General features: G+C 35.1%; 25 protein-coding genes. 13 read left to right on the top strand and 12 right to left on the bottom strand.

From position 1 onward, the window contains the following. Positions 1-980: AraC family transcriptional regulator (locus tag HMPREF9402_RS06965; protein WP_009606932.1), on the top strand; the 980-nt coding region annotated here is incomplete at its 5' end. Between the two features lie 332 nt (positions 981-1,312). Here the strand turns inward: HMPREF9402_RS06965 and pgeF are convergent. Next, positions 1,313-2,128: a peptidoglycan editing factor PgeF gene (gene pgeF, locus HMPREF9402_RS06960; protein WP_006785263.1), complete on the bottom strand. Its 816-nt coding sequence runs from the start codon at positions 2,126-2,128 to the stop codon at positions 1,313-1,315. Positions 2,129-2,382: 254 nt separating this feature from the next. On the opposite strand from pgeF, the gene HMPREF9402_RS06955 reads away from it, so the two are divergent. Together HMPREF9402_RS06955 and HMPREF9402_RS06950 are read left to right on the top strand one after the other, a co-directional pair. Beyond that, the gene (locus HMPREF9402_RS06955; RefSeq protein WP_006785264.1) at positions 2,383-3,051 is read left to right on the top strand and encodes a potassium channel family protein; all 669 of its coding nucleotides are present in this window, start codon (positions 2,383-2,385) and stop codon (positions 3,049-3,051) included. A gap of 146 nt (positions 3,052-3,197) precedes the next feature. Then, on the top strand, positions 3,198-3,515 hold the full coding sequence (locus tag HMPREF9402_RS06950; protein ID WP_009606922.1) for a hypothetical protein: 318 nt from the start codon (positions 3,198-3,200) through the stop codon (positions 3,513-3,515). Positions 3,516-3,675: 160 nt separating this feature from the next. Here the strand turns inward: HMPREF9402_RS06950 and HMPREF9402_RS06945 are convergent, their stop codons facing one another. Next, positions 3,676-4,038, bottom strand: coding sequence for a GNAT family N-acetyltransferase (locus HMPREF9402_RS06945; protein WP_009606929.1), 363 nt, complete (start codon positions 4,036-4,038; stop codon positions 3,676-3,678). Positions 4,039-4,050: 12 nt separating this feature from the next. After that, complete coding sequence (locus HMPREF9402_RS06940; RefSeq protein ID WP_006785267.1) at positions 4,051-4,641, bottom strand: hypothetical protein; 591 nt, start codon at positions 4,639-4,641, stop codon at positions 4,051-4,053. Positions 4,642-5,143: 502 nt separating this feature from the next. Between HMPREF9402_RS06940 and HMPREF9402_RS06935 the strand changes: the two genes are divergently transcribed. Both HMPREF9402_RS06935 and HMPREF9402_RS06930 read left to right on the top strand, forming a co-directional pair. Beyond that, positions 5,144-5,539: a GtrA family protein gene (locus HMPREF9402_RS06935; protein ID WP_006785268.1), complete on the top strand. Its 396-nt coding sequence runs from the start codon at positions 5,144-5,146 to the stop codon at positions 5,537-5,539. A gap of 197 nt (positions 5,540-5,736) precedes the next feature. Then, complete coding sequence (locus HMPREF9402_RS06930) at positions 5,737-6,252, top strand: GNAT family N-acetyltransferase (protein WP_006785269.1); 516 nt, start codon at positions 5,737-5,739, stop codon at positions 6,250-6,252. A gap of 243 nt (positions 6,253-6,495) precedes the next feature. On the opposite strand, the gene HMPREF9402_RS06925 is transcribed toward HMPREF9402_RS06930, so the two are convergent. The 3 genes from HMPREF9402_RS06925 to HMPREF9402_RS06915 all read right to left on the bottom strand — a co-directional run bounded on the left by HMPREF9402_RS06925 (position 6,496) and on the right by HMPREF9402_RS06915 (position 8,587). Continuing rightward, positions 6,496-6,912, bottom strand: a complete 417-nt coding sequence (locus HMPREF9402_RS06925; RefSeq protein ID WP_009606924.1) for a hypothetical protein — start codon at positions 6,910-6,912, stop codon at positions 6,496-6,498. After that, positions 6,906-7,112 (bottom strand): helix-turn-helix transcriptional regulator, encoded by a 207-nt coding sequence (locus HMPREF9402_RS06920; protein ID WP_009606931.1) that lies wholly within the window; start codon positions 7,110-7,112, stop codon positions 6,906-6,908. Before HMPREF9402_RS06920 ends, HMPREF9402_RS06925 begins: the two co-directional genes overlap by 7 nt. A 191-nt stretch (positions 7,113-7,303) precedes the next feature. Then, positions 7,304-8,587, bottom strand: coding sequence for a DUF1002 domain-containing protein (locus tag HMPREF9402_RS06915; RefSeq protein ID WP_009606926.1), 1,284 nt, complete (start codon positions 8,585-8,587; stop codon positions 7,304-7,306). Positions 8,588-8,859: 272 nt separating this feature from the next. Between HMPREF9402_RS06915 and HMPREF9402_RS14880 the strand changes: the two genes are divergently transcribed. Further along, a complete protein-coding gene (locus tag HMPREF9402_RS14880) occupies positions 8,860-8,985 on the top strand; it encodes a hypothetical protein (RefSeq protein WP_006785273.1) in 126 nt (41 codons plus the stop codon). A 391-nt stretch (positions 8,986-9,376) separates the two neighbouring features. Here the strand turns inward: HMPREF9402_RS14880 and HMPREF9402_RS06910 are convergent, their stop codons facing one another. After that, the gene (locus tag HMPREF9402_RS06910; protein WP_009606923.1) at positions 9,377-10,066 is read right to left on the bottom strand and encodes a hypothetical protein; all 690 of its coding nucleotides are present in this window, start codon (positions 10,064-10,066) and stop codon (positions 9,377-9,379) included. Positions 10,067-10,820: 754 nt separating this feature from the next. On the opposite strand from HMPREF9402_RS06910, the gene HMPREF9402_RS14555 reads away from it, so the two are divergent. The 5 genes from HMPREF9402_RS14555 to HMPREF9402_RS06890 all read left to right on the top strand — a co-directional run bounded on the left by HMPREF9402_RS14555 (position 10,821) and on the right by HMPREF9402_RS06890 (position 13,692). Further along, on the top strand, positions 10,821-10,976 hold the full coding sequence (locus HMPREF9402_RS14555; protein ID WP_006785274.1) for a hypothetical protein: 156 nt from the start codon (positions 10,821-10,823) through the stop codon (positions 10,974-10,976). A 280-nt stretch (positions 10,977-11,256) separates the two neighbouring features. Next, a complete protein-coding gene (locus HMPREF9402_RS06905) occupies positions 11,257-11,706 on the top strand; it encodes a GNAT family N-acetyltransferase (protein WP_006785275.1) in 450 nt (149 codons plus the stop codon). A 1-nt stretch (position 11,707) separates the two neighbouring features. Next, on the top strand, positions 11,708-12,121 hold the full coding sequence (locus HMPREF9402_RS06900) for a bis(5'-nucleosyl)-tetraphosphatase (protein WP_009606933.1): 414 nt from the start codon (positions 11,708-11,710) through the stop codon (positions 12,119-12,121). Positions 12,122-12,352: 231 nt separating this feature from the next. After that, entirely contained in the window at positions 12,353-12,979 is a 627-nt protein-coding gene (locus HMPREF9402_RS06895) for a hypothetical protein (protein ID WP_009606928.1), read from the top strand. 242 nt (positions 12,980-13,221) lie between these two features. Continuing rightward, entirely contained in the window at positions 13,222-13,692 is a 471-nt protein-coding gene (locus tag HMPREF9402_RS06890) for a hypothetical protein (RefSeq protein ID WP_009606925.1), read from the top strand. A gap of 36 nt (positions 13,693-13,728) precedes the next feature. Here HMPREF9402_RS06890 and rnjA read toward each other — a convergent pair whose 3' ends face one another. Beyond that, on the bottom strand, positions 13,729-15,423 hold the full coding sequence (rnjA, locus tag HMPREF9402_RS06885; protein ID WP_006785279.1) for a ribonuclease J1: 1,695 nt from the start codon (positions 15,421-15,423) through the stop codon (positions 13,729-13,731). Positions 15,424-15,741: 318 nt separating this feature from the next. On the opposite strand from rnjA, the gene HMPREF9402_RS06880 reads away from it, so the two are divergent. Both HMPREF9402_RS06880 and HMPREF9402_RS06875 read left to right on the top strand, forming a co-directional pair. Further along, positions 15,742-16,512 carry a Cof-type HAD-IIB family hydrolase gene (locus HMPREF9402_RS06880; protein WP_009606930.1) on the top strand — a complete coding sequence of 257 codons (771 nt, stop codon included), beginning with the start codon at positions 15,742-15,744 and terminating at the stop codon, positions 16,510-16,512. Positions 16,513-16,530: 18 nt separating this feature from the next. Beyond that, a complete protein-coding gene (locus tag HMPREF9402_RS06875; protein WP_009606927.1) occupies positions 16,531-17,874 on the top strand; it encodes a tetratricopeptide repeat protein in 1,344 nt (447 codons plus the stop codon). A 24-nt stretch (positions 17,875-17,898) separates the two neighbouring features. Here the strand turns inward: HMPREF9402_RS06875 and def are convergent, their stop codons facing one another. The 4 genes from def to HMPREF9402_RS14875 all read right to left on the bottom strand — a co-directional run bounded on the left by def (position 17,899) and on the right by HMPREF9402_RS14875 (position 19,434). Next, a complete protein-coding gene (gene def, locus HMPREF9402_RS06870; protein WP_006785282.1) occupies positions 17,899-18,453 on the bottom strand; it encodes a peptide deformylase in 555 nt (184 codons plus the stop codon). 221 nt (positions 18,454-18,674) lie between these two features. Further along, positions 18,675-18,764, bottom strand: coding sequence for a YjcZ family sporulation protein (locus HMPREF9402_RS14150; RefSeq protein ID WP_081448242.1), 90 nt, complete (start codon positions 18,762-18,764; stop codon positions 18,675-18,677). Between the two features lie 131 nt (positions 18,765-18,895). Next, entirely contained in the window at positions 18,896-19,102 is a 207-nt protein-coding gene (locus HMPREF9402_RS06865) for a hypothetical protein (RefSeq protein WP_006785283.1), read from the bottom strand. A 140-nt stretch (positions 19,103-19,242) separates the two neighbouring features. After that, positions 19,243-19,434 carry a hypothetical protein gene (locus HMPREF9402_RS14875; RefSeq protein ID WP_006785284.1) on the bottom strand — a complete coding sequence of 64 codons (192 nt, stop codon included), beginning with the start codon at positions 19,432-19,434 and terminating at the stop codon, positions 19,243-19,245. Positions 19,435-19,570 lie beyond the last annotated feature (136 nt).

Below are 19,570 nucleotides of genomic sequence, written 5' to 3'. Positions count from 1 at the left end.
TTATGAATAAATTCATATTAGATAGAAGATACAAGGATTTAGTCGAAAGTATGGGGATATCTATAGAAGAATCTTTAAGAAGATCGGAATTGTCTAAGGATCTCTTTGATAACAAAGTCCCTTCAATGACGGTAGAGGAGTACATTAGATTCATGGATACCTTAAAGGAACTAGCGATAGATTCGTCTGCTCCAATAAAAGTAGCTCAAATTGAAAATGTTGAAACAATTTCACCTCCTATTTTTGCAGCTCTTTGTAGTAAAGATGTCTTAACCTGTATGAAAAGAATTTCAATGTATAAAAGGCTAATCGGTCCTTTAGTATTCTTAGTTACCGAGAATAAAGATCATATCACTCTAGAGTTAACGTTTGAAAAAGAAAGATATCAATTACCTGAATTTTCAGTTGCGCTTGAGCTAGTTTTTCTAGTGAACTGTATTAGAAAAGCTACTAAGAAACATATTATTCCACAACAAATTATGACAACATATCGTTTAGATAGTGAGGAGTACACAGAATTTTTTGGAATAAAGCCAACGGTAGGTCCTAAACATATGCTCATCCTGTCCAAGAAGGATGCACTAGAACCATTTGTTTATCAAAATGATATGATGTGGGATTATTTTGAGCCTGAGTTAAAAAGAAGACTTAGTGAGCTAGAAGTAGAAGATAGTTGTGGTGCTAGAGTGAGAAGTGTACTGATCGAGCTATTACCTAGTGCGGAAAATAGTATCGAACAGGTGGCATTAAAACTTGGTTATAGTAAGCGAACACTTCAAAGAAAATTAAAGGAAGAAAATACAACTTTTCAACAGCAACTCAATCATACTCGAGAATTATTAGCGAAACATTATCTGAAAAACTCAGATATGACAAATGAAGATATCGCTTATTTATTAGGATACCAAGATTCAAATTCGTTTATAAGAGCCTTTCAGATGTGGACAGGAGTCACTATTAGTGAATATAGAAAAAAGTAAATAGGGTTAATCATGTTTATTAACTTACGCATAGGTATCAGAAGATAAACCTGATAGTGAGATGAACATCCATTAGATGTAACAACTAAATTTATAAACATGTATGATTTCCTTGAATCATGACTCAGGAAGTAAGAGACATATCGAATATCGTAAAACGGATTAATAGTGTATTAATCAAAATGGTAAAGGAGTCTAGCTTTCAATATTTTGCTCGTCAAATCTTATTACTATCTAACTAGGATATTCAATTCACACATCATTTAGTTGGAGGAAGGGGATTATTAGGCTCTAAAAAATGGCAACCTCAATAGAGTTCGCCCTTTTTATGATTAATCTTTTAAGCACATGAAGTTCATCATGCGTCCTGTCACTGAATTTTTTCTAAAACTGTAGAATAAATCGCTGTCTGTATAGGTGCAATAAGAGGTCACTGAAATATTTCCAGCAGGAACTCCTTCATGCAACGCTTGCTTATAGTTGAGCAATTTCGGGTCAAACTTATATTGGCCTCTACCTAGCTCAACAAACGTTTCTTCAACGTTAGCAACACATGATTTCTTCACTTCATCAATTACCGTATCATCAACACGGTAAGCATCGCGACCGATACATGGTCCAATGGTTACGAAGATTTCCTCAGGTTTGATTCCTTCCACATCCTTTAATGTGCGAAGCATTTCATGCATCATTCCATCAACTGTTCCACGCCATCCTGCATGTGCAACCCCGATTAAATGACGAGTTGGAACGTAGAAATAAAGCGGAGTACAATCTGCATAAAACGTTGCTAAGACCACATTTGATTCCGTTGTATAAAGTCCATCTGTTGCCTTAATTCCAGATTCAAAACTGTGGACTCCAGCCCCTAAATCAGCGCTCGTCACCTTATGAACATTCGTCGTGTGTAATTGCTCTGCAAATACCCATTGCTCAAGGGGAGCTTGAATGGCCTCTGCAACAAGTCGTCGGTTGTTTAACACGGCCGTTGGCTCATCTCCAACATGATACGCAATGTTTAAACCTTGGAAGGCCCCAACAGAAGTTCCATCTTGTAGCGTGGTAAACCCTGCAATCAAATTAGAATCCTGATTCATCCATGGTTCAATAAATAATAGATTGTCTTTTTTAATAAACGGTTCTTTCATTCTTTTCACCTCATGCTTATTATAACAGACACTTCATTAAAAGATGTAACAAATTTCTAACGGATGATCGTCATTCAACGTTGAATCCATAAAGTTTCTTTATCAAAAAGAGTTAAATTATATAAGGTTACATTTTTTTTGGATGTAGACGATTGTTTTTAAACGTGTTAAAATAAATCATGAAACTTTAACACATAATAAAGTTTAAAAAAAGTCATCGTGAGATGCCTGACAATAATAAAGAGGGATTTTGTATGGAAAAGAAAGATACAACATTCGCCGTCATTGGTTGTGGCCAATTTGGTGGAAGTGTCGTTGAAGAATTAGCTCGTCAAGGAGCAGATGTTATTGCCATTGATAACAATGAAGAAGTGATTAAAAAATATGTTAATATTGCAACACAAGCCATCATTTTAGATTCAACAGACGAAGAAGCCTTAAGAAGTATCGGAATTCGTAACATTGACCATGTTATCGTAGGAATTGGACAAAATATCCAAGCCAGTATTTTAACAGCCTTATTATTAAAAGAAATTGGCGTAAATAAAGTAACGGTAAAAGTGGTAAATGATTACCATAAAAAAGTTATTTTAAAAATCGGTGCTGATTCAGTCATTCAACCTGAAAAAGATACAGGAAAACGTCTAGCACATCAAATGTTATCAGACTTCGTACTCGATTACTTAGTGCTATCAGACAATTATAGTATCGTTGAATTATTAGCAGCGGGGCCAATTGTTGGGCAAACCTTAATCGATTTAAATATTCCACAACGTTTTGGCATCAATATTGCAGCCATTAAACGTCGTGATAACATTGTTGTACCTCAAGCGAACACAGAAGTCAAAGAAGGCGACGTGTTACTTGTCATTGGAGAAAACAAAGACATCAGTGAATTTGATCACTGGTTATTAAATAGTTAATCAGAGCCAATTTTGGCTCTTTTTTTTTTGTATCAATCGATAATTCATTAATTTCTATACGTGATATAATGAAGTTAAAAAGGTAAAGAGGAGTTGGATGATAAAAGGTGGTATGATCACAAAGATTCGTGAGAGGGCGGAGTTTAATGTATGAATTTTTAGAGGGGCATGGGTTAATACATATGATTTTATTAATCTTATTTATAGGCTTACAATTTAAATTATCTTTAAAAAAAGATGGGAAGCAAGGGAGTATTATTTTATGGTTGATGGGAATTTTAATGGTACTTCAAACGACAAGCCAAAGTATTAATCAAAAAGAACTCTTAAATTATTATAGTGGGATTGACGTCATCGTAGATTTCTTTATTGAAGCCAAGTTATACACGATTTCATTGATGATTTTAGGATTCATTCATTGTATCTGCCGAATTAAAGTCATCAGTAAACAAAGTGATCATTAAAAGGGTCAAGCAAAAATGCTTGGCCCTTTTAGTATGTTTTCTCTAAGATATATTGACATGCATCATCCTTCATTGGATTTTCAATTTTGACAAGATGGAATCCACATTTGTTGACATAAAAATGATGGTTACGCTTAGAGAAGCCCGGAGTATCGGTACATCACTTCAGGGTATTTGGATATTGTTTCTCAATAAAGTTCCAAATTTTCAAACCGATTCCCTTATTTTGAAGGCTAGGATCAATAAAGATATTTCCTAAGAAATGAATATTTGTGTCGTGATTAAGCCATAGAATGATGCTCCCAATCGGTTTTCCATCCATTGAAATTTTATAAGACGTTGAATTAGGATGAAGCCCAAAGCGACGAAGGAAATCTCCGTTATCATAACCAGCAGGTCCACCCTTCGGTTTATTTAGATGAATTCGTGTATCCTCGTCAAATGCGCGTTCCATGATAGGGGTTAAAATAGTAAGATCAGTTTCATGTAAGATCTCAAATGATAAATTTTCGAATTGTTTCATTTTCATACTCCTTTAGTCTGAATAAGGCTGAAGTGATAATTTAATTAAAATAACCGACTCCCCGACGTTGAAGAACTCGTCTAAATTAACCTCATCTAGCGGAATGCCTATTGGAATATTGGTTGCAATAGAACCTCCATTATTAGCATAATAGATATAAAGTTCTGTTCCAAGTGGGAGAGCCATGGGTTCACTGAAAAAAGCTTGTGAATACTGCGTCAAATCTTCCTCAATTTTGAGACTTCCACTTGCCATCATTCCATCTTTTCCTGACAACACACGGATTTGATTGCCTTGAAAATTGAGACCAATCGTCTCATCAACAGAACGTCCGGCTGGTTCAGGTTCACTCATTCCAAAAAATTGATACTCTTTGACTAATTCTTTTTGCTCATACACTTCATAAGTTAATGAAAGCTCATATCCATCATGAGCAGGCAAATGATTTAACGAATATAATAATACTTTATGACCGGTCAGACTTAATAAATACTCTTCTTTCTCAGATAAAGTTTGAGGAACTAATTCAGTTGTATGGGTTTGACATCCCATTAAAGTAAGGATACAACTCAATACAAGACAACTTCCTAAAAATTTTTTCATTTATATCTCCTCCCATTCTATGCTTATTGTATCATGAAAAATACATTTCTAATTAATTACAATTTATTAGAACGGATTTTGATAATGATTTATTTCCCACTGTTTCGAATCTCTTTGTAAATCTAAAATGATTAAATAGACGCCCCGTTTTAAACTTCAAACGATCGTCTCATATCAAATCTAAGTTTCAGTAGGTTAGACGCTAATCTGGCTAATAGTCCTTTTAAATTTAAAACAGAGCTTTGTTGCTAATAACAAAGCAGTCAGGCGACCTTATCAGCATGACATAAAGGGAATCTAATCATTGATGACCATTTATTTGAACCAGCATATGCCATGAATTTCTGCATATATATAAGTCTAGATAAGTTTTTAATAGGTTAGAAACCTTTAGCTAGACTATAGAATGTCTATTTGGGAGTAGGAATACAGTCGCAAAAATACCTACTAACTTAGTTTATTTTTTTAATTCTGTAAATAGTGGTAAGCAGGGGGCATAGTTATGCAGTTCATTAAAGAAGTAATCAGAAAGTATTTCATTAAATTTGGATTAGTTGGTTTTGTGAACACAATGATTCAACAAGTCATTTATATTTTCTTAGTTTTCAAAGGACGACAATTTATTGGGGCACAGACGTATAGTTTCACGGTAGCACTTTTTTGCTCTTATATTTTAAATAGTCATTTTACGTACGTGATGCCCTTATCGTTCAAACAATTTTTTCATTTTTTTATGGCAAATTTACCGACTTACCTCATCCAGATTCTAACGCTTGTTATTTTAGTAGAAGGATTAGGGGCACCGCGAATAATGGCCTTATTTTTAACACTCTCTGTCACTCCGTTTACTTTTTTACTCGTTTCATTTAGTATGCTTAAAGCAAAGGGAGAGGGATAAAATAAGAAAGAATAGTAAAGATAGTACATCAGTTGATGTGCTATTTTTATTGAATTCATTTCGTTTATCACGACCCTAAAGGGGAATCAGTTGGATAATTTTTGCCATTATTTTATGGATGAAACTTGTTAACTCTTTAAAATGGGTGATATGATAGGAAAAAGACAAATGATTAAGAAGTTAAAAGGAGAATGACGATGAAGTTTAGAAAATCAACGGAAGCTGATCTTGATTCGATTATGGAAATTATCAAACAGGCACAGGCTTACTTTAAAGCAAATGGCATTGATCAATGGCAAAATAATTACCCGAATCTAAGTACGATAAGCCATGACATCGCTCATGGTCATAGCCACATTCTAATCAAAGATAATCAAGTGGTGGCAACGGCCGCGATTTCTTTCGATGGTGAGAAAAATTATAACCAAATTGAAGCGGGAAGCTGGCTAACGGGTGGGGATTATGCAGTGATACATCGAATAGCTGTAGACAACCGTTATAAAGGAACAGGCCTCTCATCAGACATCATTAAGGAAGTCGAGCAACTTTGTTTAGAAAAAGGTGTTCACAGTATTAAAGTCGATACGCATCAGGATAATAAATCCATGCAAAAATTACTTCAAAAAAATAATTTCACGTCTTGTGGCATCATTTATGTGGAGGATGGAAGTCCTCGAATTGCGTTTGAAAAAGTATTAGGTGAGAACATCTAACAAATGAATCGAATGAAAAGACTGAGTTAGCTTTTTGACGGGATGTCCAAAACAACTAGAAGAATCAGTTGAAGATAATTAAAGGTAGGCAGATAAACATTAAATTTCTCAATGTAAATAAAGAAGTCATCTGCATCTGAATCCATCCTTAGAAATCATCGTTAAAAGAAGCGTGGAATCGATGATCATGATGTCGATGATGGAATCAAAGAAAAAGAACCTGCGTGTGCAGGTTCTTTTTTATTACAATTCCTTATCGTATTTCGTCATGAGATAGAGTCCGATACCAACATGAAGTGCTGAAAGAGCACAACAAATCAGCGTAATCCAAAGCGAACCATCCACTAAAATATTAATCCAAGCCACCCCTAACACACACCAGCTTGTAATATCGCCAGCTTTTGCTTTCGCTTTGTCGCGAATCATGACACTGCGTTCATCTTTAAACTCGATTTCATTTTGTTTAACAATTTCAGGATTTTTGTGTTCATAAGAAATCATATAAAGTTGAGCAACACTTAAACCGAATAACCCTGATCCAATTCCAATCAAGATGCCAGAGATCGTCTTAAACGCTTCATCTTGCATAAAAAATCCAAGTGTCACTAATAGTATTCCAACAATCATTCCGGCAATCCAAACAGCCTGTTTTTTTAACATTCTGACTCCTCCTCATAAATAAAAATCTCTTCAATAGTTAAACCAAAATAACGGGCAATCTTAAAAGCTAACACAATAGAGGGATTGTATCTTCCCTTTTCAAGTGAGCTGATCGTTTGACGGGATACCTCAAGAATAGTGGCCAATTCTTCTTGATTTATTCCACGTGCTTTTCGAAGTTCTTCTAATCGATTTTTCACATCGCAACTCCTTTCTGTTTTTGATGTAAAGTTAACTTTACATTCATAGTATATGTGATTTGAATAATAATGTAAAGTTAACTTTACAAAAAAGAGATTCTGAAAACCTTTTGAGATGAAAGGAGAGGAAATAAATGTGAGGAATTAAAAAAAGTGATGAATGGAAAGTCCAATTCATCACTTTTTTACTATTATTCTTGAACAGTTTGTGTCTCCTCTGTTGCTTGATTGACTAGTTCAGATGCTTCATCTGATTCTGTATTTGGTGTTGCCTCAGCATCTGATGTGGGTTCTTCTGCCGGAGTTTCCTCTGTTACCATTTCTGAATCTGCTGTATTTTCTTCTGTTACTGGCATCTCAATTGCTTCATCGGTTGTCTCTGATTTTTCTGACTCAGGAGCCACGACTTCTTCATCTTGAGGGGCATCTGTCTCTTCTGTTGATTCAACCTCATCGGTTGTTTCTAATGACTCATTAGTTTCAGGAACGATTGCATCTGTTGGGGCTGTTTCATTTCCACCTGTAAATAACCCTTTAATCCAGTTTACGAAATTTTTAAATAAATCAACAAACCAATCACCGATTTTTTCAAAGAAACCAGATTCTTTTAACTTAATTCCCGCTTCTTTTAAGCTTTCAGAAATTTTATCACCGATATTGTTCATCGTTTCCTCAATATCTTTGTAATCAATATTTAAATCATTCACGTCTTCCATCAAACTTAACACACGAGCATTTGCTTCTTCACTTAATTCAACACCATAATTGTTCGTGACATTAATGATAATTTCTTGAATTTGTGTTGAGTTAGGAGAATCCTTGATGACTTGTTGCTTAATATCATTGATAATTCCAGATGCAACATTTGATGAATCTCCTGATGAGTTAATTTCATTCGTTTCATCCTTTAAAATCTCGTCAGCGATATCGAGTGTTGTATCGATCTCCTCTTTAGCGACCACTTTATTCTCTTCTGATAAAGCTTCACCCATAATTTCCTCGGCTCCAGCTAAAATTCCTGCTAAGGCAGACTCGCCCGTTACCATAAATGGAGCAGATACATTAACTTCAGCGTTTGTAATACCAGACGTAATTAACGCATTTGTAAACATTTCGTTCGTTACTAAACTGACGTTTTTGGATGTAACCTGAACACCGCCACCACTTGTTAACTTTACATAGGCAGATGAGTACCATCCCCCTGTATAATTATCTAATGCGTTAGGAGCTAAACCTAGTTGCTCGATTGCTGTTGCATTATCAACATAAATGGCCGGCATATCGGCAGATACACCAAAATACTCGCGTAATGCGGCTTCTTCTTTTTTATTTAAATTTGAACCGAAAGATAAAATTTCGCCTTGGCGATACTCACCACTAAATGAGGTTCCAGCGAAAACAGTCGTCGATGCTCCGAATCCTGCAAAAACAGCTAAAGTTAATACCGCTTTTTTAAATAAACCTTTTTTTATCATAACTTCAATCCTCTATCTTCTCTATAATTTTTATGTGATTCATTTACTAGACTCTAATGATCTCCCCCTGACTCTTCCAAAATTAACGTTATTTTACCATATATCAATTCAGAAAGAAATAGACATCCAGTGTCTAAAACCTTAAGATTTTCTTAAGATAGAGTAGGGACTACATTCATTTTGAGCTATATGATGAAAAATAAAATTGAATTGTTAATATTTGGTTTTTGATTTAAAATGAACTTAATAACAAAAGAGAGAGGGGAGATACCATGTCGGAGACCATGGCCTTATTGATACAATTGGCTGTTATCGGAGTCTTACTGATTCCATTCGTTTATTTATTTAGACTGACGGTTAAAGTATTAAAAGCAAATATTAATAAAAATTCTAAATAGCACCATCAATCTATTTTAATAGGGGAGTACAATAAAACTAGAATCATATAGCAGAGAAATGCTCGTCCTACTGTTAATTATGACATGTTTAATGAGGGAAAATGTTGAGAAAATAAAACAAAAATTAAAGGTTGTGATTTTAGTTGTAGCTACCATCACTTTTTGAGGGAGTTTTCCGGACATAAAAAAATAGAACTCAATCATTGACGGATAAGCTCTATTTTTTAGTTTTAAAGTTGTATTTTATAACAGCGATACGTATCAATGGGTTTAAATCCAACTCTTAAAGTAGCTTCAATTTGTGTAGGAGTTTCTTCATCGACAAAGAAGAGCACATAGTCTAGGGATGGATTGAGACAATCCTCTAAAGACACCGAAAGTAAGTCAAGTTCTAAACCTTGGTTTTGATAGGCTTGATTAAGTGAAAGCCCAAAAATTTCATATTCCACGCTATTACATCTAATAAATAGACTTCCAACAATGGAATCCTGCTCAACACCCACATAAATCTTCCATAAATCAAGATGTTCAAAAATTCGTTTGCTATTCCAGTACAGATTTGGATGATGTGTATCATGGAAGATAGCATACTCGCATAACGTTCCTTAGGTAATGGAATCACTTCATGATGAGGCGTAATAGACATGAAATCCTCTTTTTGAAGTTTCATCGTCACACAGGCATCCAAAAGTTCAGCCTGAATACTTTCTAAGTAAGAAATTGCCACCTGATTTTCAATAGGATAACCAAAAAATAATTCGAAATTTAAATAATGATCGCGAAGATAATCAATAAACTTTGAGGCAACTCGATTAAAATCACGTTTTGCAAAAATTCCCCCTAATGATTGGAGATATAAATCCTGTGACTTTACTTGTAAAGTTAAAACACCTATCAGCTCCTGATCCTCGATATAGGCTAAAATCTTGTCTTCGTTATCATTTAACGATTTAGAAAATCGTTCATAAAGGTCACCAAAATCTTTATATTTTGGAAAACTACACGTCTCTTGCCGACGTTCAAATTCCCAGGCAAATCGAGCCACTTCTGTTAGTAAATCCTCTTTAATTTCAATAATCATCTTTGTTCCTCGTTCTTTTTAAGATTAAAAATGACACGTCGAATCGGATCATAAATAATTCCCCTCCAATAGATGTCAGATCTTAATTATACCTAAACTATGACATGATTTCCTTATTTTTACAAATTATAGTATATAATTAAACTATTAAAAAGGAAGGTTGAGGTTTATTCTTAGTTTCAGTATCTGAACTAGGAGAAATCATGACTTTTCCAAGTCATTAGTGATGAAATAGGAAAAGATTTCAGGGACTGATGGGAAATCAAAGCGGGGTTGCCATTTTAGTTACAATAATCGTTGAAGCTTTATTAGTTGTTTAAATAAGTGGAAAAGGCTGAAAATTAATGGCCCAATCTAAGTTAGTCTGAATCAGAGAGGAGTTCAACATGGAAATTTATATCATGCCATCTGCAAATATGATGATCGGACAAGTTATCTCACTTATAGTGATAATCTCGGTTATTTATTTATATGTTTTATTAGTTAGAGCATTGAGAATTTATATTAAGAAACATTCGTAGATATAAAAGGCTCTTCTCTTACTAGGATCATTTGCAACAGCCTGTTTAGATGGATTGTGAGTGATGGTTACGAACGTAAAACAGACAAGAACGTAATTATGGATGAGATTAGTAGTTTTAACTTTTGCCTTACGACAGAAATTTTCTATTGATACAAAAAATAGGACTAAGGCCTTTAGCCTAAGCTATTTATGACATCAAAATCAATGATTTCTAATTAAAGGAGTGAAAAAATGACGAAAGAACTCATCATTGATATTCTCATCGCTATCTGTATTGCCGGAGTTACCCTAGCTGGAATCCTATATTTTTTATCCTATGATTCATACGATAAAGACGTCGATCGGCGACTAAAAGAAAGTGAGAGAAAAAACGAAAAAGGGAAGTGAAATCTGTCTCGATACACAGAGGATATCAAGCCGCTTAAATCTCTTAGCCGTGACATCATGGAGGTCTAAATGACAGACATTTAGTACTTTTGTTTTGAGTAAGAGCATGATGATAGGTGAAACCCTTCAACAGACATGCCTTGGAAGTTTTGATGTTGATGACTTATCCTAAATCTCATCGGGGCTATGATTGGGTTTACCTACTACAAAGGAATCACAAAAATTAACTTAATGTCACCAATCAAGAATCAGATTGAATCCCAACAATAAGGAGAAATAAATGGAAATTAGAAAACTGACAATTCAGGATGAATATTATAATAAAACGATTGAAATGGCCAACCACTGTTCATGGGGAGCAGGGCCCCATTTAGCTAGACGAATGAAAGGGCAACAATTTTCAGACTTCGAATGCCCTTTTGTAGCTATAGAAAAAGGAGAAGTCGTAGGATATTGCACGCTAACCAAAACAGATTTCATTCCAAACTGTCCTTATACTCCCTGGATCGGATTTGTCTTTGTCGATGAACATCATCGTGGAAAAAGAATTAGCCAACAAATGATTCAACACGTCCTCGAATATGCTAAACAACAAGGATTTAAAAAAGTCTATCTTTCAACCGAAGAAGAAAATCTTTACGAAAAATACGGCTTTGTTTACATCGATACCTTAAAAAGTGATGCCGGAACAATGGAAACCATCCTAATGTATGATGTAGCGGGAGAATAAGATGAGTATTGAAAAATCATGTGGGATCATGGTTTATCATTCATTAGAAAAAGAACAAAAATTTTTACTACTTCAAAGTCGAATCAATAATCATTGGAGCTTTCCAAAAGGACATATGGAAATAGGGGAGACCGAAAAAGAGACAGCTATTCGCGAAGTATTCGAGGAAACAGGTTTACCCCTATCAGTAGTAGAGGGGTTCAAAACGTCTTGTCACTACAAATTGGAAAATGGTAACCTTAAAGAAGTTATTTTCTTCTTAGGAGAAGCAACAGAGGCATCTGTTCAAATCCAAGTCGTTGAAATCATGGATTATAAATGGCTCAACCAAGAAGAAGCCATTATGCAATTAACATTTGAAAATGTAAAATTGATTTTAAAAGAAGCCATTCAATTTATAAACGAAAAAAAATAACGTCATTTCTTTGTAAATCACAGTATTTTTTAAAAACAGGAATAAACAAACTTTTATCCGATTGAATGTTTCAAGGAGATAATTTACAAAAAATGATAAAATACATGAATATGATGTATAAAAAAGGTAAAAAATATATCTTGAACACAAAAAATACAAGTTTATGATAACGGTTGTGATATACTTGTTCCATTATCAAAATTTAAGAAAAACTTAAGTGAGGGATAAAGCATGAACTTTAAAAAAATTGGATTAATGCTTTCAGCATTACTTGTGACAGTCGGATTAGCAGGATGTAGCGGGTCAAAATTACCAGAAGGTGATGTTAAGATCGTTAAACAAGATATCAATGGAGTAATCGGATTATTATTAGAATCAGCTGATTATGGACAAGACCAAAGTACAGTTGCTTCCATGGTATTACCAGAAGGATCATCATATGATATCAACCTAAGTGTTGAACAATATGAGAATGGACAATTAGTGAATACATTAGAATTACCGACATATACAACCGCAACAATGGATAAAAACGGAATCGTTCACATGATTTTAAACATCGGTGAAAGCGACATTAAAACTATCTACTCAATTGCAGAAGTGGATACAGAAAAAACAACAGATAGCAAAAACCCACAATATAAAGTGACAAAAATGAATGAAGCACCGATGACATTCGATGCACGTACAGAGATTGGTCAATACGGTGGTGACTTAAATACACCAGTTGCGCTTGCAGGATATGTAACATTCAAAGAGGGTGGAACACAAGAAGGAATCAACTTAACATCATACACGGATGAAGTAGGGAACTACGCCTCAGCAAACATTGTTAAAGTAAACATTGTTCAAAAATAATAGAAAAGAGGAACCCATTATGGGTTCCTCTTTTTTACTTTTCGTGAAGAGCACACAATTAAGCTAGTTGACAATCACAGATGAATGAAGCACCCACTTTGGCTACTTCCTAATCAAAACCAAAAAAATAACAGCTGAAGTTGTTAGTCCATAAAAAAATGACTCTAAATCAAACATTTAATAGAAAAAATATGTTACATTAAAATTAAATAGAAGGAAGTGAAAGTAAAGGAGAGATTACGATGAAAAAATTAAGAATCATCCTCGTTTTCCTGTGCTTATTAATAGCATTATCTGGCTGTCAAACCTCAACTAAAACACAAACAGCCAATGAATTTGTACAACAATTTATAACGGAATTTTTAACTTATAAATACGATGAAAAAACAGAACAAAGAGAGGCCTACAATCAGTTAAGCGAAAAAATAGCACCATACTTTACTAAAGACTGCTACCTATTTTTTACACAACAGAACTATGGCGTCATCCCCATTCAAGCCGCAGAGAAATATCAATCTGATATCACTGTAAAAGATATTCACTTAGAAGAATCATTTCATGAAGACAAAACAGTGGGGTATAACGTAGAGGTTAGCCTAGAGTTACCAGATGAGGTTGCCAATGTCAATCTGACACTTAGCATTCGTGAGCATCATGATACGTTTGAAATATACGCCATCAAATTTTTCAAAATTGATGAATCATTGCAATAAAAAATCGTAGGGATTTTATTCCCTACGATTTTTTTATTAAATCTCCATAATGATTGGTAAAATCATTGGACGACGTTGAGTTTTACTAAATAAGAATGGAGCTACTACATCAGAAATGGCAGACTTCAACTCTTCAGTTGAAACATGCTTAGATGTTTGAAGTTTATGTAACACAATCTCGCGAACTGCAATCTCAGTATTTTTAATTAAATCCTCAGATTCCTTCATATAAACAAATCCACGAGAGACCACATTTGGTCCATTTAATAAACGTTTTTCAGCGCGTTTAATTGAAACGGCAACAATGACAAGACCATCTTCAGATAAAATCTTACGATCACGAATAATCTCAGTTCCAACATCGCCAATCCCGCTACTATCCGTATAAATCGTTCCCGAATGAATACGACCTGAAACGCGTGCTCCGTGTTGATTAAAGGCTAACACATCACCATTATTAAGTACGAAGCAATTTTCTTCCGGAACTCCACATTGCACCCCAAGTTCAGCATGAATACTTAACATACGGTACTCACCGTGAATCGGTAAGAAATATTTTGGACGCATTAAATTAAGCATTAACTTTAGCTCTTCTTGTCCAGCATGTCCAGATGTATGAATATCCGTTAAAGGACTATGCGTAATAACCTCAGCACCCGCACGATACAACGCATTAATCGTCTTACCAACACTTAACGCATTTCCTGGAATCGGTGAAGAAGAGAAAATCACCGTATCACCTGGAATAATTTGAATCTGACGATGTGTTCCATTTGCAATACGAGAAAGCGCCGCTAAAGGCTCACCTTGAGATCCTGTACATAAAATGGTAACCTCATTTTGTGGTAAATGCTTCACCTCATTTGCCGATACAAACGTATCCTCAGGGCAATGAATATACCCATATTCTAAACCAATTTTAATTGTGGCTTCCATACTACGACCGAAAATCGCAATCTTACGATTTGTTGCCACACACGCCTCCACAATTTGTTGGACACGGTGAACGTTAGAAGCAAATGTCGCAATAATAATACGACCGTCAATCTTCTTGAAGATATCGCCTAAGCTTTCCCCAACTCGACGCTCAGAAATCGTGAAAATAGGTAATTCACTGTTCGTACTATCAGATAAAAGACATAAAACGCCTTCTTCCCCTAAACGAGCCATCTTAGCATACTCAGCTGGTGGTCCAATTGGTGTGAAATCGAACTTGAAGTCACCTGTATGAACGATAATTCCATGAGGTGTTTTGATTGCAATCCCATAAGAATCCGGAATACTATGATTCGTACGGAAGAACTCAAACGTAAAATGCTTTGATTTAATCACCGTATCAGAATTAAACTCGACAATGTTGGCTTGACGTAATAGCTTACGTTCTTCTAACTTATTTTTAATTAAACCAATCGCTAATTTACCAGCATAGATTTTAGGAATTTTTAATTGACGAAGTAAAAATGGAATCCCACCAATATGATCCTCATGACCGTGGGTAATAAATAAACCTACAATTTTATCTTGATTCTCAATTAAATATTGATAATCTGGAATGACATAATCCACTCCAAGTAAATAATCTTCTGGGAACTTGATCCCCGCATCGATAATACAAATCTCATCGCGGTACTGAACACAGTACATATTTTTTCCGATTTCACCTAATCCGCCTAGAGCGAAAACAGCCACATCATTCGGCTTAATCGGCGAACTTTTTTTGCGTTGACTCATAAGACACGCCCTTTCCTATAATAATTCATTACAATTCAAAAAAAACAATCCATTTTACACTCGTTTATAATTCCTCAAAACGTTTCTGGTCCTTAACATATTCTGGACATCATGCTAACATTATAACATGAGTTTCAAAAAAGGTCGAAAAAATATTTATAAAAATAAATTCTATTAAAGTCCATAACCAACATCTTTTATTATACCATTACATCGAGGGAATATAACAGATTAGGACTTGAATTTATGTAATAAATTTACTATGATGAATGAAATAACAAAAAAATTAGACATAATAAGATAAAGGAAGTGAAAGTGATGGAAAAAAGCTTAATTTTATTTGATATAGATGGCACGATTCTTAAGAGCGAAACGAATCAAATACCGAGTAGCACCATTCTAGCTATTCAAAAACTTCAACAAGCCGGACATGATCTCGGTATCGCAACAGGCCGTGCCTTATTCTTAGTGGATGAGCGCCTTAAACAACTCCCATTCAATACCTTTGTGACAGCAAATGGGCAACATATTACACATAAAGGCGAAGTCATCTATGAAAATGCCATTCCTACAAACGTCATCGACGAATTCATCGAAGATACCAAAAACCTAAACCAAGTCATTGGACTATTAACCGCTAATCGCGCTACTGTCACTGGAAATAACGAAATCGTTCAAGAATCCTTCAAGCGCGTTTCAATCGACTTCCCAGAAATCTTACCTAACCTACATAAAGAAGAACCGATTTTACAAGCGTGGTATTTCTGTGAAGACTTTGCACAGTTGCCAAAAAAATACAAAGAACATCTACGCTTTATTCCTTGGCTAAACTTTGGAGCTGACATTGTACCAGTGAATGGTTCAAAAGCCGAAGGAATTAAAGCTTTAATCGAATATATGGAACAAAAACCGGAAAAAGTAATCGCCTTTGGAGATGGATATAATGACATCGAAATGCTACAACTAGCCGACATTGGCGTGGCCATGGGGAATGCCTCAGACGAAGTCAAATCATACGCTGATTTCATCACAAAATCAATTGATGAAGATGGCATCTACTATGCCTGTGAACAACTGGGATTATTTTAAAAGAGGGGAGTGGGCTAGATGCCAAATACACAGCCAAATCCATTAGCATACATCGAACAACTACTCGATGACAAACAATTTCAAGAAGCTGAAAGCCTTCTGCTAGAACAACTAGAACGAAAACAAAACCTAGCGGCCGTCTATAATGCCCTTGGTATCATTGCCATTGAACATTATCAAGATTATAAACTAGCTGAGCAAAACTATCGTTTAGCTCTTGATTATAACGATACATCAGCAACCATTCATTTTAATCTGGCCATCCTTTATGACCAATTTCTAAACAACCCACATCAGGCACTCAAGCATTATCAAAAAGCTATCGAATATGATGATCATTATATCGATGCCTATCTAAATCTAGTGGAACTTTGCATTGATCTTGAAGAAAACGTCGAACTTGCTTACGAATACTCTAAAAAAGTAGAGAGCCTCGACTCAACCAATGCCAGAAACTTAAATAACATCGGATGCATCCTCATTAAGTACAAAAACGACCCAGAACGTGCGGTTGATTACTTTGAAAAAGCAGTGACCTTTGCCAAAAATAAAACAACTTCACTTGCTAATCTAGCTGATGCCTATGTCAAAATTGAATGCTATGATGCCGCGCGAGAAGCCTACGAAGAAGTTCTCAAACTCGACCCAGAAAATGCTCTCGTTTGCCACAACTTTGCCTACATCTTGCGTCATCACTTCCAAGAATATGACGCGGCCATCAAATACTACGAACGTGCCATCGAACTTGACCCCAAAGCTCTCATCTCCTACCAAGGACTTCGAGGACTTTACTCCCTCGATCTTCACGAACCTAAAAAAGGAGTCGAGGTTCTCGTCAAAGCCTTACAATACTTTGACAACGATGAAAGCCTAACATTAGAAATCGCCAATATCTACGACTTCGAATTAGACGATTATGAATCAGCGATCACTTATTATAAAAAAGTCCTTGAGATTAATCCTAATAATCTCTTAGCACTTAACGCTTTATCGTACCTAAATGTTGAAATCCTCAAAAACTACGATGCAGCCCTAGAATATTACCTCAAAATCCTAGAAATCGATGATCAGACACCAAGTACCTATGTTAACATCGGTCATCTGTATTTTTACCATCTATCAAACTTCGAAGAGGCGCTTGAATATTACAATAAAGCTCACCAACTCATCAAATCTCGTCAGTTACCAGTCAAATATGCTGGTGAACTTTATTTTAATATGGGAGCCTTACATGAAAACTACCTAAATGATGAACATCATGCTATTCAATTTTATGAAAGAGCCGTATCGATGGGACGAGATCCAAAAGCTGAGAAAAAACTCATCTCCTTTTATGCCAAAACAAAAGAAAAAGTACATTAAAAAAAGACCGATTTCGGTCTTTTTTTAGAATTCTAATGGTTTAGCATTCGCAATCGGTGCTAAAGGCTGTTTTGGATCAATATGATCGATGAATAAGTGACCATTTAAGTGATCAATTTCATGTTGGAACACAATTGAAACATAGTCACGTAAACGGAATTTAATCTTTTCACCTTTTAAATTATATCCCTCAACCGTAATACGACGGTAACGAGGAACGAAGCCTTCGACTTCACGATCAACTGATAAACACCCTTCACCCATAGGTAAATAAGTGATTTCCTCAGAGTAACTCACAATCTTTGGATTTGCTAAGGCAAGAGAATAAAGTTTTCCTTTTTCATCTTCAGTATGAACAGCAATAATACGTTTATCTAAATTTAACTGAGGAGCCGCAAGTCCAACACTTTCACGCAATTGATACTTCTTAGCAACCTCAGGTGTTTGACTATTAATAATGAATTGTAACATATCTTTCATTAACTGAACATCTTCTTTGCTTAATGGAATCGCGACCTCACTAGCTACCTTAGACAACGTTGGATGTCCCTCGCGAATAATGTCTTTCATCGTGATCATTAAAAACCCTCCATTCTAACTAAACCATATTATATCAAACAAATACAAATTTGGCTAATAGGACAAAAAGGTAATTTTTAAAACTCGATTCAATTGATGACGGAAACAGACGAAATCCTCACATCAGAGAGAGTTGATAATAAAAAAGATGCTATTTGCAAGCAAATAACATCTCTTCTTACACGATTATCTTAAGCCTGGTAATATTTTAATAACTGTACTTATCTAAAGCAGCAGCATCCGATGATAACAAGTAAGATAAATAATACTAATAAGAAAGCAAATCCATTTCCACAACTTTCAACACACATCACTAATCCCTCCTTAGATTCATGACTTAATATATATTACGCTTTTTTACCATTTTGGTTATTAATTTTTTAAATTTAGAAGCTAAAGATTCAACTTTAGCTTTCTATATTATATAGTCGCTATTTAGTGACTAACATCCAAAGCATCCCCCGCCGCAACCATTGCCGCATCCAAAGCAACCGCAACCACAGACAATAATTAGGATAAATAAGACAAGAATGAATGCACATAAGCATCCCCCAAATCCGCAACCACAACCACCACCATAGCCTCCTGCAACAGGTACTACAGGCATACATGGTTGAGGATAGCCGTATCCTGCGCCATTGTAATACATCATGATTTCCTCCTTTTTCTATCAGGCTCAGTATATAATACGCAAAAAATAATAAAGTGTTATTGTAAACAAGCCCATCGCTAGAAAAAATACATAAAAAAACGGCTCAATTTGAGCCGTCTAAATATCGACTGTTTTTATTAGCAGTCACAATCGTTTGAGCATCCTCCGCCAAACCCGAATCCGCCACATCCACAGATAATTGCTAATAAGATGAATAAGACAAGGATAAATGCAAATCCTCCGCAACCACAACCAGCACCGAATCCAGCATTAGCATTATAAGCAGGTACACATGGTGTACAGTAGTTATTATATCCATAATTATACATTTTATATTCCCCTTTCATTCTTGAACCTCAATATATATTACGTTAAAGTGCCTGAATGGTTAATGAATTGATGAAAAAATAAAATTATTTTAGAAAGGAAAAAAGAGATCTTCTAATGAAGATCCCTTCAAATAAA

This window comes from Turicibacter sp. HGF1 (genome assembly GCF_000191865.1).
GTDB lineage: Bacteria > Bacillota_I > Bacilli_A > MOL361 > Turicibacteraceae > Turicibacter > Turicibacter sanguinis.
This window is presented reverse-complemented; position numbering and strand designations above follow the sequence as displayed.